This is a genomic window from Paenibacillus farraposensis (assembly GCF_020736845.1).
Lineage (GTDB): Bacteria > Bacillota > Bacilli > Paenibacillales > Paenibacillaceae > Paenibacillus > Paenibacillus farraposensis.
The window spans coordinates 196,401-212,968 of sequence record NZ_JAFFQR010000043.1 but is presented as its reverse complement, the minus strand read 5'-3'; the positions used below and the strand labels follow the sequence as shown (position 1 = coordinate 212,968).

At 37.8% G+C, this 16,568-nt stretch carries 15 protein-coding genes; all 15 read right to left on the bottom strand.

From position 1 onward, the window contains the following. Window positions 1–2: 2 nt before the first annotated feature. The gene (locus JO375_RS08370; RefSeq protein ID WP_229524028.1) at window positions 3–926 is read right to left on the bottom strand and encodes an NAD-dependent epimerase/dehydratase family protein; all 924 of its coding nucleotides are present in this window, start codon (window positions 924–926) and stop codon (window positions 3–5) included. Next, window positions 923–1,456 (bottom strand): dTDP-4-dehydrorhamnose 3,5-epimerase, encoded by a 534-nt coding sequence (gene rfbC / locus JO375_RS08365; protein WP_229524027.1) that lies wholly within the window; start codon window positions 1,454–1,456, stop codon window positions 923–925. Before rfbC ends, JO375_RS08370 begins: the two co-directional genes overlap by 4 nt. Window positions 1,457–1,478: 22 nt before the next feature. Next, a complete protein-coding gene (locus JO375_RS08360) occupies window positions 1,479–2,213 on the bottom strand; it encodes a cephalosporin hydroxylase family protein (protein WP_229524026.1) in 735 nt (244 codons plus the stop codon). 21 nt (window positions 2,214–2,234) lie between these two features. Then, window positions 2,235–3,464, bottom strand: coding sequence for a class I SAM-dependent methyltransferase (locus JO375_RS08355; RefSeq protein ID WP_229524025.1), 1,230 nt, complete (start codon window positions 3,462–3,464; stop codon window positions 2,235–2,237). 4 nt (window positions 3,465–3,468) lie between these two features. Beyond that, complete coding sequence (rfbG, locus tag JO375_RS08350; RefSeq protein ID WP_229524024.1) at window positions 3,469–4,557, bottom strand: CDP-glucose 4,6-dehydratase; 1,089 nt, start codon at window positions 4,555–4,557, stop codon at window positions 3,469–3,471. Further along, window positions 4,558–5,331, bottom strand: coding sequence for a glucose-1-phosphate cytidylyltransferase (gene rfbF / locus JO375_RS08345; RefSeq protein WP_229524023.1), 774 nt, complete (start codon window positions 5,329–5,331; stop codon window positions 4,558–4,560). It abuts the gene before it with no gap. 52 nt (window positions 5,332–5,383) lie between these two features. Then, on the bottom strand, window positions 5,384–8,710 hold the full coding sequence (locus JO375_RS08340; RefSeq protein ID WP_229524022.1) for a glycosyltransferase: 3,327 nt from the start codon (window positions 8,708–8,710) through the stop codon (window positions 5,384–5,386). Window positions 8,711–8,974: 264 nt separating this feature from the next. After that, a complete protein-coding gene (locus tag JO375_RS08335) occupies window positions 8,975–9,121 on the bottom strand; it encodes a hypothetical protein (protein WP_229524021.1) in 147 nt (48 codons plus the stop codon). 339 nt (window positions 9,122–9,460) lie between these two features. Next, the gene (locus JO375_RS08330; RefSeq protein WP_229524020.1) at window positions 9,461–11,314 is read right to left on the bottom strand and encodes a tetratricopeptide repeat-containing glycosyltransferase family 2 protein; all 1,854 of its coding nucleotides are present in this window, start codon (window positions 11,312–11,314) and stop codon (window positions 9,461–9,463) included. Between the two features lie 345 nt (window positions 11,315–11,659). Continuing rightward, window positions 11,660–12,475, bottom strand: coding sequence for a flagellin N-terminal helical domain-containing protein (locus JO375_RS08325; protein WP_229524019.1), 816 nt, complete (start codon window positions 12,473–12,475; stop codon window positions 11,660–11,662). A gap of 151 nt (window positions 12,476–12,626) precedes the next feature. Beyond that, window positions 12,627–12,866, bottom strand: a complete 240-nt coding sequence (gene csrA, locus JO375_RS08320; protein WP_229524018.1) for a carbon storage regulator CsrA — start codon at window positions 12,864–12,866, stop codon at window positions 12,627–12,629. A gap of 2 nt (window positions 12,867–12,868) precedes the next feature. Continuing rightward, entirely contained in the window at window positions 12,869–13,321 is a 453-nt protein-coding gene (fliW, locus tag JO375_RS08315) for a flagellar assembly protein FliW (RefSeq protein ID WP_229524017.1), read from the bottom strand. A gap of 95 nt (window positions 13,322–13,416) precedes the next feature. Next, complete coding sequence (locus JO375_RS08310) at window positions 13,417–13,986, bottom strand: DUF6470 family protein (protein WP_229524016.1); 570 nt, start codon at window positions 13,984–13,986, stop codon at window positions 13,417–13,419. Window positions 13,987–14,003: 17 nt separating this feature from the next. Then, the gene (gene flgL / locus JO375_RS08305; RefSeq protein WP_229524015.1) at window positions 14,004–14,924 is read right to left on the bottom strand and encodes a flagellar hook-associated protein FlgL; all 921 of its coding nucleotides are present in this window, start codon (window positions 14,922–14,924) and stop codon (window positions 14,004–14,006) included. Between the two features lie 66 nt (window positions 14,925–14,990). Further along, a complete protein-coding gene (flgK, locus tag JO375_RS08300) occupies window positions 14,991–16,559 on the bottom strand; it encodes a flagellar hook-associated protein FlgK (protein ID WP_229524014.1) in 1,569 nt (522 codons plus the stop codon). Between the last annotated feature and the right edge of the window lie 9 nt (window positions 16,560–16,568).

The following is a 16,568-nucleotide window of genomic DNA, read 5'->3' as shown; positions in this document are numbered from 1 at the left end:
ATTTACTTACCTCCAAACAGATTGGACTTCCACCACTGAACAGTTTCATATAATCCCTGTTCCAAATTAGAGGAGGGACTCCAATCGGTATTTTCTCTCAGCCTGGTTATATCAGCAAGAACAATTGCTGGTTCTTTAGCAGAGGTTGGAATCCCCCCCAACTGAATTAATTCTCTGTTGTCAAGAATGTCAGCAACTTTAAATATAATTTCGGACAAGCTTATCGGTTTGCCTGAACCAATATTAACAGGCCCATCCATTTCACTATTTAACAACTTCACTAATGCCCGGGCTGCATCCTTAACGTATAGATAATCACGAATTTGCTGTCCGTGGGAACATTTTGCCTTCTCACCATCCAGTAAAGATAGAATCACTGAAGGAACCAAACGTAGTCGATGCTCACGGGGGCCGTATAGATAAAACATCCGTGCCCATGCACTAGAAATTTCAAAGTGCTGTGAATACGTCATCAACATTTGGTATAGTGAGTTTTTACTCGATCCGTAGATAGTATTATAATTCAGGGGAGTATCAGACTCTTTACATACCCCTTGACTTAAATCATATTCGGCGCAAGAACCCACTCCTACAATTCGTTTACCTCCAGCAATACGAAACCGATCAAATAAAGAAAGACTCGCGCTTACCCACTTAAAATTCGAAGGTGAATTCCAGTAATGCCTTGGTGTAGTGTCCCACGCTAGATGTAGAAGATGCGTGGGCGAAGTGACAATAGAGAATATTTTATCGATTTGATTATCATCGTGTAAGTTAGCTTTCAGCCATGTAACATTACTGGTATTTATTTTGGGATCAGCTTTTGATGTAATGGCGTATACTTCATCTCCCGTAATCCCTAATTCATCTACTACATGGCTTCCAATAAATCCATTGGCTCCTGTTACAATTATTTTTTTTTTCATTGCCGATACCCGTCATAATTCTGGTCTTTTTCTGACATAATTCTCTTTTCTTCTTCAGGCCATTCTATATTAAATTCAGGATCATCCCATCTTACTCCGCGGGCATATTCCGCTTTATACACTTGACTCATCTGATAAAAAACCTCTGTATTATCAGACAATGTTTGAAAACCATGTGCGAAACCCTTGGGGATATAGAGCATCTTGTAATTTTTATCTGACAACTCAATAGAAAGCCACTGTTTATAAGTAGGAGAATCTGGCCTCAAATCCACGATAACATCATAAATAGATCCTTTCGTACAACGGACTATTTTCACTTCTTCGTAGGGAGATGCCTGATAATGTAATCCTCGCAGAGTTCCTTTTTTTTCGTTATAAGAGATATTACATTGAACGAATGAACACTCCAGGCCATGTGACTTAAACTCATCTTGGCACCAGGCCCTGGCAAAATGTCCTCGTACATCAGTTAATAGCTCTAATCCTATCAAATACACCCCTGATAAAACAGTTTCTGTAAATAACATCCAAGTATTCCTCCATTGATAACTAGTCAGATATACATTTCAGATATCCTTCAGGAGCAACGGTTATTAAAAGTTTATCCTCAATATCTCTATCGACAATGAAACGCTTGTTTTCCTTCAAGAATTGTTTAACAGCACTTTTGGGACTATTACCCGCTTTCCACGGACGGTCCTTGAAAAAATGATCCGGCATATCTTCAACAATTGTATCTAATACAACTAAATAACTCCCATTGTTAACTAAAGGAGAAAATACCTCCAACTCTTTAAGAACGTGATCGTGAGTATGGTTAGAATCCAGTATGACCAGAACAGATTTACCTTCTGGAATGAACTCCTTTACTTGATTCATAACCTCAACGCTAGTGGAATCGCCCTCGATTAAATAGACATTACTTGCGAGTGGATGATTTTCTATTGCTTCCCGATTATGAGACCTAATGTCAATATCTATTCCTATGACTATTCCATTGTTACCGATCAGCCTTTGCATGGATGAATGGAAAATAATTGAACCACCACGTGCAATACCTGTTTCAATAATTACATCAGGTTTTACTTCCCAAATGATCTCTTGCAAGGAAATAATATCTTGAGGAAATTGGATAATAGGCATTCCCAACCATGTAAAATTGTAAGTATAGTTATGTTCCGCCTGTTGGAGAATAAAATCATATACAGTATTTCTCAACTTTACATCTGTGGCCTGTTGTTTAATGTTTTCTTTTTTCTCTAACTCGAAACGCTCTCTATTCACTGTCCACACATCCCTTTTCATTTATTCAACAATGTGTATATCCGGTATAGGTAAAATCCATTTACCTCCCCATTCACGTATGAATGAGGTTTGTTCTATTATTTCATCCTTTAAATTCCACGGTAAAATAAATACATAATCGGGTTGGGTCAATTTTAATTTCTCGGGTGAATATACTGGAATTCGTGAACCAGGCAGAAAAGTTCCCTGCTTATACTGACTCCGATCTACTGTAAAATCCAAATAATCACAATCAATACCACAATAATTGATTAAAGTGTTCCCTTTAGCAGGGGCACCATACCCCGCTATAACTTTCCCTTGGTCTTTTAATTCGATAAGAAACTTCATAATTCGTCTCTTTAACTGTTCAATTTTTTCCTGGAACCCTCTATACATCTCAATATTCTTCATTCCAAACTTGGCTTCTTTATCAAGCAGCTCATGAACAGATGCCTGTGTTAGAAAACAAGGGTTCTCTGAATGACTTGCGTAGATGCGAATAGATCCACCGTGAGTACTCAATTGCTCGACATCATATACGGAAAGTTGATGTTGAGCAAAAAGACGAGTAACTGTACTAAATGAAAAATATGAATAATGCTCATGATATATTGTATCAAATTGATTATTCTCTATAAGCCGAAGCAGATGAGGAAATTCCATTGTAATCGTGCCCTTGGGCTTTAGCAATATTTTCATCCCTGCGACAAAATCATTCAAGTCAGGAACATGTGCAAGCACATTATTACCCAATAGTAAATCTGCCATCTTACCTTTCTGTTTTAATGCTTTAGCTATCGGAGTTCCAAAAAAATTCACCGAAGTCTCGATACCTTTGCTCATAGCAACTTTTGCTACGTTTTCTGCAGGTTCGATGCCTAGTACCGAAACCCCTTTTTCTTTGAAGTATTGAAGTAAATACCCATCATTACTTGCAATTTCAACCACCTGAGTCTCGCTTGTATAATGGAATTTACCCATCATATTTTCCACATAATTTTGGCAATGGGTTAGCCAACTATTTGAATAACTACTGAAATAAGCATAGTCACTGAATATATGTTCTGGTGACTCATAATCCTGTACTTGGACCAGAAAGCATTTCTCACAAATATAAGTCCGTAAGGGATACACATTCTCCATTTGATTCTCTGACTTCACATAAGAATTAGCCAGTGGAGATACCCCTAAATCCAGAAAAACATTATTTAATTTTTCCCCACAGCAACGACATACTTCATTTAACATTAACTCATATCTCCTTAGACTTAGGAAGTTTAGCTGCTTTTATTTTTTCATAATTCTTAATTTGCTGTATCGTTTTTTGGTCAATACTATTGTTCATATAATCTAAATACCAGTCCATCGTCCATTCTATCGTTTGATGTATGTTTAACCCAGGCTTCCAATCTAACAACGTCGTTGCCTTTTCAGTATTAAGCACTAATCGTGAAGCTTCATGTACATGAGTTTCAGATTCACATAGCCACTCCAGTTTGTTTCCTAAATGTAAATTACACTCCTTGATTAGCTGCTCAACTGACAAAATTGAAGAATCTCCGGGACCAAAATTCCAAGCCCCTATGAATTTCTCGCCTGACTCCCACATATTCTCTGCCAATAGCAAATACCCATTCAAACAATCCAATACGTGCTGCCAAGGGCGAATAGCATTTGGGTATCTGATTTTTAATAATTTCCCACTAATCACTGATCGTATAATATCCGGAATGATACGATCAATGGCCCAATCGCCACCACCTACAACATTCCCTGCCCGTGCAGAAGACAGCAACTTTCCGCAGTTAGAATAAAACGATTGTTCGTAGGCGGAAGTAACCAGTTCTGAACATGCCTTACTAGCGCTATAGGGGTCGTGACCTCCCAAAGGATTGTTTTCTTTGAATCCCTGTGCCGATTGCCCATTATTTTCATAACATTTATCTGTTGTTACATTGATAACAACTCGAATCGAATCAACGTGCCTTGCAGCCTCTAAAAGATGTACTGTTCCCATAACATTTGTAGAGAATGTTATGATTGGTTCAGCATACGATTCACGTACCAAAGGCTGGGCAGCAAGATGGAATATGATATCTGGTTGGATTCTCATAATAAAAGATTGCAGTTTACAAAAATCTAGAATGTCCCCATACATAGAATCCATATTCTTGGACACTTGAGCGATTTCATATAGATTGGGGGCGCTAACCGGTAGCGGGCTACTATAACCATATACCTCAGCCCCCAAATATTGTAACCATAGCGATAGCCAACTTCCTTTAAAACCCGTATGTCCTGTAATCAGTATCTTCTTAGATTCCCAAAAATTGAAACCCATTTATTCCCACACCTTCCACGGTGCTTTTCTCGTGTCCCATAGTTCTTCCAATTTAACTTTGTCTCTAAGTGTATCCATAGGTTGCCAAAAGCCATCATGCTTGAATGCTGATAATTGATTATCTTTTGCCAATTTCTCTAAAGGACTAAGCTCCCAAACTGTTGTATCATCTTCAATTAGATCAAAAATCTCAGGCTCAAGAACAAAATATCCTCCATTTACCCAGTTTCCATCTCCTTGAGGTTTCTCCTCAAAACTAGTTATTCTATTATTATAAATAATATCTATAGCACCAAAGCGCCCTGGAGGCTGCACAGCTGTCAAAGTAGCCTTAGTTCCGGTATTTCGATGAAAATTGATGAGTTCAGTAATATTAACATCACTAACACCATCTCCATAAGTAAAGCAAAACGTTTCATTTCCTACGTACTTCTTTACTTTTTTTAAGCGACCACCTGTCATGGTTTCCAGTCCTGTGTCTACAAGTGTGACTCTCCATGGTTCGCTTGTATTATGATGTATTTCAGTTTGATTATCCTTCATATTAAAAGTTATATCTGACATGTGTAAATAATAATTTGCAAAATACTCCTTTATTAAATATCCCTTATATCCTAGACATATAATGAAATCATTGATTCCATAGTGGGAGTAAATTTTCATAATATGCCATAATACTGGCTTACCTCCAATTTCAATCATTGGTTTTGGTTTTAAATGTGTTTCTTCACTTATTCTCGTACCATAACCTCCCGCTAAAATAACTGCTTTCATATTCGTCCACTTCCCTTGCAAGTATATTATCTGATTTTGAAAACTGACTTACTCACCAACCAGTGATACGACTAAAGAATTCTGATGCACCGTAAACATCAGTAACATTAAAATCACTCATGTCCAATACAAGCATCCCCGTTGAAGTAAACCCTTTTTGATAGTGTGCAGAACTTTTTTTATTAATACCTCTGCTATAAAATTCTATATTGTCAATGTAGTTATCTACAAACCATTGTTGGAGAGTGGAGTCATCATATAAGCTTTCATAAATTTTTTGCAAGTAAATAGAAAAATTAACATCTGAACAATCTAGTTCATCAGCACATATCTGCAACATTTTTTTTCTATTTAAACTCATTTTTTCACTATACTCCGCTAATGCTTGTTTCATAGTTAAAAATGCCTCTGCAACTGCGACAACCACATTTGGGATATCCGGGGCAATACCCAAGTGATTTACTGTTTTTCCACCGTTTAACACTAAGAAATCTTCCTGTATTGCTTTAGTTTCTGAATCCACGTTTGGCTTTATAAAAGAAATCCCAGTACTTTTGCCTGATGATCCACCAATAGATATAGGTATGTCTATAGAACTAAATTCCTCTTGTATACAAGCCAATGCAAAACCTGAGTATACATCAGGAACAAGCCCTTTAAACACAGTGCCTGTTAAATCTCGTAATTTTAAAACAACATCTCTATGAACTACTGCATTGCAATAAAGCATAGGCAACGCAGCGTACTGTAATTCAAAGTTCAAGACATGGTTCATTATCTCACTATACCTAATTGTATTTATATTTATTTTACCTGCAGGATTATTAGGAATATAAAGCAGATTCTCTTGCCCCACCAACTTGACATCTGGCCAGCAATAAGCAATAGAATTCCACTTCAGTATTGCTTTATCTGTAGAATATAAAATATGATCCAATGTATTAAGTGCATGAGATAACAAACCATCATCAGAGCCTAATACTAATATATATTCTCCTTCTGCCTTACCAATAGCAAAATTGAAATTATCTGTCATTGAAAGCTCATCTTCAGGTCTATAGTACTTTATTTTTGGATCATTGAATTCCTTAATCATATTTTCAGTAAAATTATTGCTACTATTGTCACTAATGACAACCTCATAGTCATAAAAATTTTGCTTAAGACATGTCATGATGGTATATTTCAATACACTATGACTATTTCTTGTTGGTATAACTATGCTAAATCTGCATGCTTTTTTAGGTTGTTTTTTTGATAGTTTATTATATTTATTAATCGCTACTTTCTCTTTATTTTTAAAGGTCTTAGCCTTTAACACATCTCCACTTTTTATCAAAATATCACACATATTCTTATTTAGAATAGGACTGTCATCAAATTGGGTCATAGAGTTTTTATATGCTTTTAGTGACTGATCGTAAAATCCAATATCAAAATAATAATTTGCTAGATTGTAATAATAAATATTCTCCTCTTCAGCATGAGAATTTAAAAGTCCTTTGATATCTGTATATCGATTAGCTATATGAAGTAACCTAAACTCCAAGCAGTTCAATTCATTCTTCTCAAGTAAGAATAATAACTCTGCTTTATCTATATCTCTTAACGAACAATCCTCTAGAATTTCCTGTGCGCATTCAATTAAGTGGTTACTTTTTACCGCAGAATAAATATAGTTCTTTAATGTAAATGAAATTTTGAATTCTTTGTAGGACTCCTTAGCAAGTTTATGATATTGATTTGTATTGGATTCTGCAAAAATCATAGAATATAGCGACTTCAATAAAGGGTTCTGTCCCCTACTTATAATTTTTGACCAAGCTTGATTTAGATCAGCGAGTACTCTATTTTGAGCATGTTTCTCGATTTCCCCATTCAATATATCCAGCAAATTCCGGCATCTGATTTCCCATGTGTTTTTAGATATGAAGTCCATTCGTTCCTGGAGATCAATCTTCTGTTCTAATGCTTCCCTTATATTCTGATCAAAACTTTCATTATCATTACTTGTTTTTATAAAACTTACATCATGATATAATTCCGGCATATTAGTAGCAACCACAGGCAAGTCGCTTATAACATACTCGTACGCCTTGATGGGGTCACAATTTATAATGATATCTGTTTTATCCTGAAATGGAATAATACCGGCATCCATGAAGTGCAGATATCTTCCTAAAATCGCATGATCTTTCACACCAAGAAGGTATAAATTATCTTCTTTTTCATCTAATATGCCTTCCCTAACAGGCCCTATAACAACAAATGATTTATCTTTGTTTGTTCTTACAAGATCATAAAATAGATCTTTGTCAAACCAACTATCAACAGCACCAACGTAACAAATTCTTGGGCTAGGAATACTCATTAGATCATCAGGAATAATATTACATTCAGTTACAGTAAAATCATCAACATTGACAGCATTTTTGGAGAGGAATACATTCTTATTTTTACTCTGCATTGTCTTAGTAAGATACAAAGCAGTACTAGTTGTAGTCACTACATCGGCTCTCTCTAAAAATTGACTCTCAAATTCTCGATCCTCTTTATTACTCCAGTAAGAGTGTTCCAGATCGCTATGATCATCAACACATTCATAAACCACCCTGAACCTACCGCTCAGTTGATTAACTATATTCACATGAGACGGAAGATAACATATAAGTATAACCTCTTCATCCGATTCATTGAGTAATTCTTGAACTATATTACTATAATTGTTTAATAAGTACTTTCCTTCATAATAAACTGAGACAGGAGTGTGGATTTTTATTAGATCATATCGTCTAATGTTACTTTTACTAAGTTCCATTAGCTCGCCAATACCAACATTTTCACTAGATGCATTTCCTTCAGTGAAAGGTTGAATGTAATCAACTGTGTAGCCTAGTTTCATTAATGCTCTTGAGATTTGATGTGGTCGTTGTAGCATCTTCCCCCAAGGACATGAGGACAAAACAATGAACTTCCGTTCAACAGGACACTCTACTTTATCATTAAAGTTTAGTAAGATTTGTTTTATGTCAAACTTTCTTTGTGAATCTTTAGTTTCCCGATATGCTTGTCTATAAAAATTTATAGATTTTTCATATTGCCCTGTTACTTCATATAAGTATGCCAAGTTAAACAGCGTGTCAGCATCCACTGGTTCTATGTTAATACCTTCCCAAAGAAGCTTCTCTGCCTCAACATAATTTCTTTCGATTATGCTAATAATAGCTTTCATGTTTTGAATTTCTATATCTTTTTCCTTTATCAATTGGAACTCTGCGATCAACTTTTTTGAATTTTCTAGATCTCCAGTGTTTATAAGAAGTTCTATATTTCGTTTAAATGCTTTAATCTCTGCATCAAGATCATTAATTTTCCTCACTATCTTTTATCCTCCCATTATAAAATAATAAATTCTCTTGTTTTCTCACTCGTCCTTAGATTTCCAACTATTGACTTCATGAAAGATAGAGACTAATCCTACAATTTCACTTAGCGTAGGAAACACGCCCAGCGTAATGAGCTAGGCTTTCCTCTTCCAGTTTTCAAATATCTCTGCGTATTCTTGGAAAGGAGCGATCCAGCCAATTTTACACACGTCTTTGCATCACCTTTCCGAAGTTCACCATGATCTTCTCCCGAAGACTCATGAAAATCCGTAGATCCGCATAGATACTCGTCGACAGTTAGGTTCGCTGTACCTCCCGTTTCGCACCAAGTCGGCTATGACCCTTGCATCTTTATAGTCATTTTTTGCGGGTGAATTGTCCTCCAGTTCTTTGCTGTTATGCACGTGATGCGGATTGACAATAACCAGTGGGGTGCCTTCTCATCCTTAATATTCAGCCAGCGCAAATCAGTAGTGTCCGATGGGCTCGATGCCGAAGATGACGTCCGTCTTTGGTATGCTCCCTTTGAAGCTCCTCCATCCACTGCCCCCGTTGCTCCAGTCCCTCGCGGGTATTGGAGCACATCAATCCTTTCCGAACAGGAGGTACTCTTTTGTTCAAATCTAATATTAATTCATTACAGAAATGGCCCCTTAGTTAAAGGGAAATAGTGGGGGGCATAATAGTTTCACCCAAAACTATTCGTGATTCCATCGAGCAAGAGTAAAAATCTAAAAAAGGCCTTAATTCATTACCCACGAAGAAAGAGTAAACTTCAGTTTAATGCTCTCTTTGAGATTAAAAGAACTCTCTTTATCACCAATCTTTTCTGATAATAAATATGCTCTTTCAAATGAGCTATAATCAGGGCGAAGTTCTAGCAGTTTAGTATAGAAAAGCTGTGCATCTTGGAAATATTCAGAGCTAAGACAGATATCACCTAATAACTCGATAATTCTCACATTTTTTGGATATTGTTCAAACAGTTTAACCAATAGATCGATAGCTATCTCTTTGAAGCCATAGGCCACAAGGTGCTCACAAGCTTTAACTTTTACATCAACGCCGCCTTGCCACAAATAATCCAGTATCATTTCAAATGTTTCAAACTCCTGTAAACGAATTAGATGTATCAGTGCTCTCTCTAATATATTCTCAAGATGTGATGTTAACTTAACTTCCCGAGAAGGTTCATTCATCACGATTTTGTTTAAGCTTTTTTGTTCCTTTTGGCTTAGATTAAGCAATGATTTGAACCTTTCAAATAGAGCTTCATCTTTGAGGATAATGGATAACAATAAAATGTCCTCTCCATTTTGCTCATCCACATCCGCGATTTGCAACCATAAGGCTTTCGCTCCATCATAATCCCTAGCGTATTGTCGCGCAGTAGCCATAACATTATCTTGAACAGTCACGTTATATTCCAACAGATATCTTTGCAAGAGGGGGTTTCTTAAATGATACACCACTCCTAATAGCTTCTCTAGCTGTCCACTGTTTGATATTGGATACAACTGTTTTGTACTTGAAAATACTTCTTCTAAGGGAACATTGGCTTTCTCTAAAATTCTAAAATATTTCCCCATAACTGGCAGAAAATCATTTTTCAGTTTGAAAGCTTCTGAAATATGCTCATAGCTCTTCATCAAATCGTTTCGTAATTCATACAATTCTGCGAGTCTAAAATGTGCAATATGGCTGCCGTTGCCTTCAGTGACTGTAATACCTCGATCACCCACTTCAAGGCATTTATACATTTTCGCTATTGCATCTTTATAGTAGTTAATTTCCATATAAAACAGCGCCTGAAGATGAATTAAATCTACTTCATCAGGATAAATTGTCGTGGCGTCTTTTAATATAATCAGGGCCTCTTCATATCTCTTTAACTCACCTAAACTTCTACATAATGTGGAAATAAGATCTGGAGCAATTGTAAACTCTTTGCTTAAAGGGTACGCTCTCTGCAAGTACTTGATTGCCTTTTCATGTTCTCCCACCCACATGAACGTCCTTCCCATATTAAAAAGGTTATAGAAAGTAGGATTCTCTTCCACCTCTTTTAACATAAGAGCTAAATTTCTATTTCCCTTCTTTCTGTTTTCCACCATTTCATCTGTGTAGCCAGTATGGAAAATAGTCAGCTTAGCATATGCTTCCTTTAATTTATCTTTTTGTTCCATCGTGTTTAAGTGCTCATGAAGACGATTACTATAATGCAGGCCCTTATTGTTGGCAAAAATACGAATAGCTAAATGAGTTAGCCCTCTATCAGATGACATAACATTATATATTTTTGTGAAATAATAATCCGCTCCAGATTCTATTTCCTCCAATAAATTAGAATTTGCCTCCAAGTATTCATCTGCGTCCAGTATTAAAATATAATCAGTTTTCGCATGCTTAATCGATTCATTGCGAGCTGCCGAAAAATCATTAGTCCATTCTATCTGAAAAATATCACTTGTATATTCTTTAGCGATTGAGATCGTATCATCTGTTGATCCGGTATCCACAATAATAATTTGATGTACTTTATCTTTTACGCTGTCCAAGCATCTTCTAAGATACTCCTGCTCGTTTTTTACAATCATACATAACGCGATAGTTTTCATCATGCATTTCCTCTCATTTCGCATTTACGAATATAATGTATTTACTATTTATATCGGTAAACTCCCGTGCTTTAGTTAGAATTTCTTATGAGAAGAATAGTAAACATTTCGCATTTGCGAATATAATGTATTTACTATTTATATCGGTAAACTCCTGTGCTTTAGTTAGAATTTCTTATGAGAAGAATAGTAAAAAACAAAATAGGTCCATGCTTAGAAAGAGGTGTTTGGTTGTGCGTTTACTGGCGACTGGAGGCTTTTAATTGGGCTTTGAACAAAAAAAGAGTTACTGAGAAATTCTCAGTAACTCTTTCAGTCAAAAAATTAACGAAGCAATTGAAGTACTGCTTGCGGTTGTTGGTTTGCTTGAGCCAACATTGCTTGGGAAGCTTGTGCAAGAATGTTGTTCTTCGTTTGGTTCATCATTTCTTTCGCCATGTCTGCGTCACGAACACGGGATTCAGCAGCAGACAGGTTCTCGGAAGTGGTTCCCAAGTTGTTGATTGTGTGCTCCAAACGGTTTTGGTAAGCACCCAGTTTAGAACGCTCAGCAGATACCGATGTAATAGCTGCGTCCAAAGACGCAAGTGCAGCATTCGCACCTGTTTGAGTAGAAATATTAACAGCATTAATACCTAAAGATGCAGCACTCATGTTTCCAATTGACAATGTAATTGCTTGGTTTGTGTTCGCACCAATTTGGAACACTGCGCTACTGATTCCAGCACCATCCAACAATTTTTTAGTATTGAACTCAGTATCTGTGGAGATACGTGTTACTTCTTTATTCAACTCAGCTACTTCTTTTTGAAGTTCAGCACGGTCAGCATTAGTGTTCGTATCATTCGCTGATTGTACAGCCAGCTCACGAACACGTTGCAGAATGGAGTGAGTTTCGTTCAATGCACCCTCAGCTGTTTGGATCAAGGAAATGCCATCTTGAGCATTCTTGGAAGCCATATCCAAACCACGGATTTGACCACGCATTTTTTCGGAAATTGCCAGACCAGCAGCATCGTCACCAGCGCGGACGATACGAAGACCGGAAGACATTTTTTCAATTGCTTTGTTTGTGTTAGCAGTGTTTGCATTCAATTGACGAGCAGTGTTCATTGCAGAGATATTGTGATTGATAATCATTTTAAATTTCCTCCCTGAAGGTAAATGTCCCACATCCATGTGGTTTTTTGTTGTTAAAGCTATCCGTTGAAGTCGGCCGCCCCTCCGCAATAGCTTGTACTATATATATCGACAATCTCGTCGATCTTTTAATAGCATTTTAGAATTTTTTTTATTTTTCGTTATTTTTATTTATCATCTTGCGTAGAGCGTCCAAATTTAACTGCGTATGGGCCGTAGATTCACGATTGGACTCTTGAATAGATAAATAGATTTCCTTGCGAAAGATGTCCATCTGCTTGGGTGCTGAAATCCCTATACGAACGGTATCGCCCTCTACTCCGAGTACCGTGACCTCAATATGATCCTGAATGATAATGGACTCGCCTTTCTTACGCGAAAGTACAAGCATGATTATTCACCTTCCTTTGAACGGACGGTTTCGTCTTTCTTAACGGGTTGCAGTGAATGTCTGGGCTGATATGTGGTCTGATGCAAAATAACCTGCTTGGCTTGCCTGTTATCTGGATTGAACACCAAAGGTGCCAATAGATTAATCGTTGAGTTTTCTACCTGCTCATGTAATGTTAGTATGCTGCGAACGACTAAATTAGATTCAATCTCCAGTTCTTCCGCTTCGCTATCCGGGAGCTCGAATTCGTATTCAGGATAAAAGATAAAAGGGTCCACCAAGACAAAAGAAAGTTCCTTCTGCTGAAGAGACTGGAGGTAGTAAAAGGGGGCTTCGTTCTGATCAAGCAACACAAATTCAGTCGTCTCTTCAAATCCCGGAATTCCTTTTTCAAAACGATATATTTCTTTTTCATCAACTTCGATGTCACCCCAAATAGATGTCGAGATAATCACAGATATTCCTCCAATATTTAATCAGATATATACACTTCACTACAAAAAAAAGGCTATAGACGGCTTAAACATCTCCTCTATAACCTTAACTTATTTCACATCGTAACATCAATTTCTGGCGGAATATAGGCCACCGATGGATACTGCTGCATATAAATCTCCAGTTTCCCTGGAGTATACTCAATCTCGGGATGATTAACGGTCACATGCATTTCCGATACAGCAGGTGTATATGTAATATCAGGTGCACGTGTTTCAATATGAATATCCACATTATCCATAGATGCAGCCTCTCTAAATTCAGGAAGAACATGTGTTTCTGTATCCGTTCCAAAGACATTGGCTACAGTATTCCCTGGAATATGAATCGCTGCCATCCGGTTGCCTTGCTCCACCTTATGGGCAATTGCTTGTAATAAAATTTGCGGCAACCCTGAATAGATTCGATTATTCATCTTCAGATAGTTGCCTCCGTTATATGCAGCAAAGGCAGCACTTTGATCTATCGTAAGCTGTGGATTGTACTGGCGGATTTCCAGTTGAGCACGTCGTGTCGTTAATTCCATATCAGCCGAAGGCTGCCGAATCGAATACTGCCCAGGGTCTGCATCAATATGCAGGATAGCCGGAGTTTGCCGGATCTGAAGTGTTGGAATGATGGCCATCTATCCCCCTCCTTAACCTATCTTAAGAAATCCATTAATGATGGAGATATTATTTTCGCTCCCGCTGACAAGGAAGCATTATATATATTCTCTTGAATTTTGGAGTTCATTAAAAGCTCGGCGTAATCCGCATCTTCCGTCTTAGACTGCAAGTCCGTTAAGTTCACTTCCAGATCCTTTAAACGACTTTGCATTAGTTCAACACGGTTGGATTTAGCACCCATTTCAGACCGGACCTTTAGCATTTTATCTACCCGTGTATCAATATTAGCTAATTGATCCCCGCTTCCTTTAATGTTACCACTTGCCAAGGCTGCAGATAACTGATTAAAAATAGTAAATAAATTGTCGGCATCCGTACTTGTTCCTACGACTTCATTACCGGTTACATTAATGGGCAAAGAAACATGTTCACCCACTATAAAATTAACACTTCCTGTATCCGTAACAACGGACGCTGCTCCAGATGTATCATGCGTATTATCAGCATTCAAAGGAAAATCGTACGGTTTCTTGTCATAGGTTTGACCATTAAATATATATTTCCCGTTCAATTGGCTGTTCATAACATCAATCATTTGTTCCTTAAGCTGACCAATTTCTTTGTTAATGCTATCCAAAGCAGACTGTGGGTTGGTTTCCGTGGAGGCCTGCACCGTTAGTTCACGTACTCTCTGCATAATTTGGCCGGCCTGGTCCATTACCGTATCATTAAAATCAAGCCACGACACGGCGCTGTCCACATTCCGCTGGTATTGATCATTTGAAGATAGTTCAGACCGGTACCTCAAGGAATACGTAATGCCTACAGGATCATCAGAGGGCTTGTTCAGCTTGCGTCCGGTCGCCAGCTGGTTCTGCGTATTATTCATACGCTCGGAATTTCGATTCAAATTCAGCATAAGCTGTGAGCTCAGCATATTGTTAGTAATTCGCATAATCATATCCCCCCGTAATTAAATATCCACTTGTACCTATAAACACAAGATATTTAATCCCCATTCTTATCTTCCCACTAGACCTGTGGAGTTAATTAATTTATCCAATAATTGATCGAATGTGGTCATAAACCGAGCAGCAGCACTGTAGGCATGCTGAAACTTGATCATATTGGACATTTCTTCATCCAGCGAAACACCGCTCACGGATTGACGCATAGTTTCTACCTGAGATACGAGGGCTGTCGAGTTTTGTGTCTGTCTTGTTGCCTCTTGAGCCTGTATACCCAACTGACCAACCATAGAGCTGAACAAGCTGTCAATAGTAGCCGTATTCCCTGTAGAAACAGAAGTGAAATTGTTTAATTTTAAATTGGCCATCAGGGATGCCACTGTATTATTACCTTTAACCAATTCCTCAGTAGGAGCAGTACCTGTTACACGAAGGGATGATGCAATAGCGTTAGGATTATCTACTATAGCAGTATTTAACGTAATGTTGCCTGCCGTTATCGTCCCGCCATTATTTGAAGCAACAAAAAAAGGTTTACCTGCAACCATGTTGCCGCTAGCATCTTTGCCTTCTTGGGTATAACCCAGTTGGTGCAGACCATTAAGACCTTTAACCGTAACTGTTAAATCCGATTGAAGTGTGCGGTTGGTCCCTGTATACGTCACTCCGTTCAGTACAGTGCCTTCTGGCAATACCGAGCCTTTAGGCAGCGTTACAGAAATATCACCGGTCGCCAATGTGTTGGCGAGGTTATCCATTTGGGCAGTATAATCTGCTACAAATTGATCTCTGGAGAAAATCATTCCATGTACTTCGCCACCTTGCAAATCATTGGAAGCAAAAGCAGCTTGCAAAAACGCACCGTTAATTCCAGTCGTCGGTGTAAATCCAGCTACTAGCGCTTGACCACCCATATTGACATTGTACCCTTGATCGGTATCAGTCACCGTTATATTAACGATTTTCGAGATTTTATCGACGATCAAATCACGTTGGTCACGAAGGTCGTTGGCGTTATCCCCCAATCCTTCAATTTTAGTAATTGATTGGTTCAGATCCGCTATGGAGTTTACATAGCTTTGCAGCTCACTAGCCTTAGCCTCTACATTTGAGGTTAAATCTGCAGATAAATTGCTTAACTGTTTACTCATATGATTCATTGCATCAGTCAATGCAAGTGCATTTTCTTTAACAATAGTTCGTGCAGTCACACTTTCTGGGTCTTTGCTTAAGTCAGACCAAGATTTATAAAAGTTATCTACAACCTTTCGAATCCCTGTGTCGGACGGCTCATTCATAATCTGTTGTAGCTTATCAAGTGTATTACTTCGAATCGTCCAACTGCCCAGCTCAGTATTTTCTCCGCGATACTGACTGTCCAAGAACTTTTCACGAATGCGTTCAATAGCATCAAATTCAACACCTGTTCCCAACTGGCCAGGCACATTAGAGCGGTTAATACCATAAGCTTCCATCGGTATAGAAGCTCTCATCTTAACCGTTTGTCGTGTATAGCCTTCTGTATTGGCATTAGCTATGTTGTGTCCTGTTGTATTTAAAGCTGCAGTTTGTGTAAAAAGGCTTCTTTTAGCTGTTTCTATGGAATGAAATGTGGATGGCACTCTATTCTC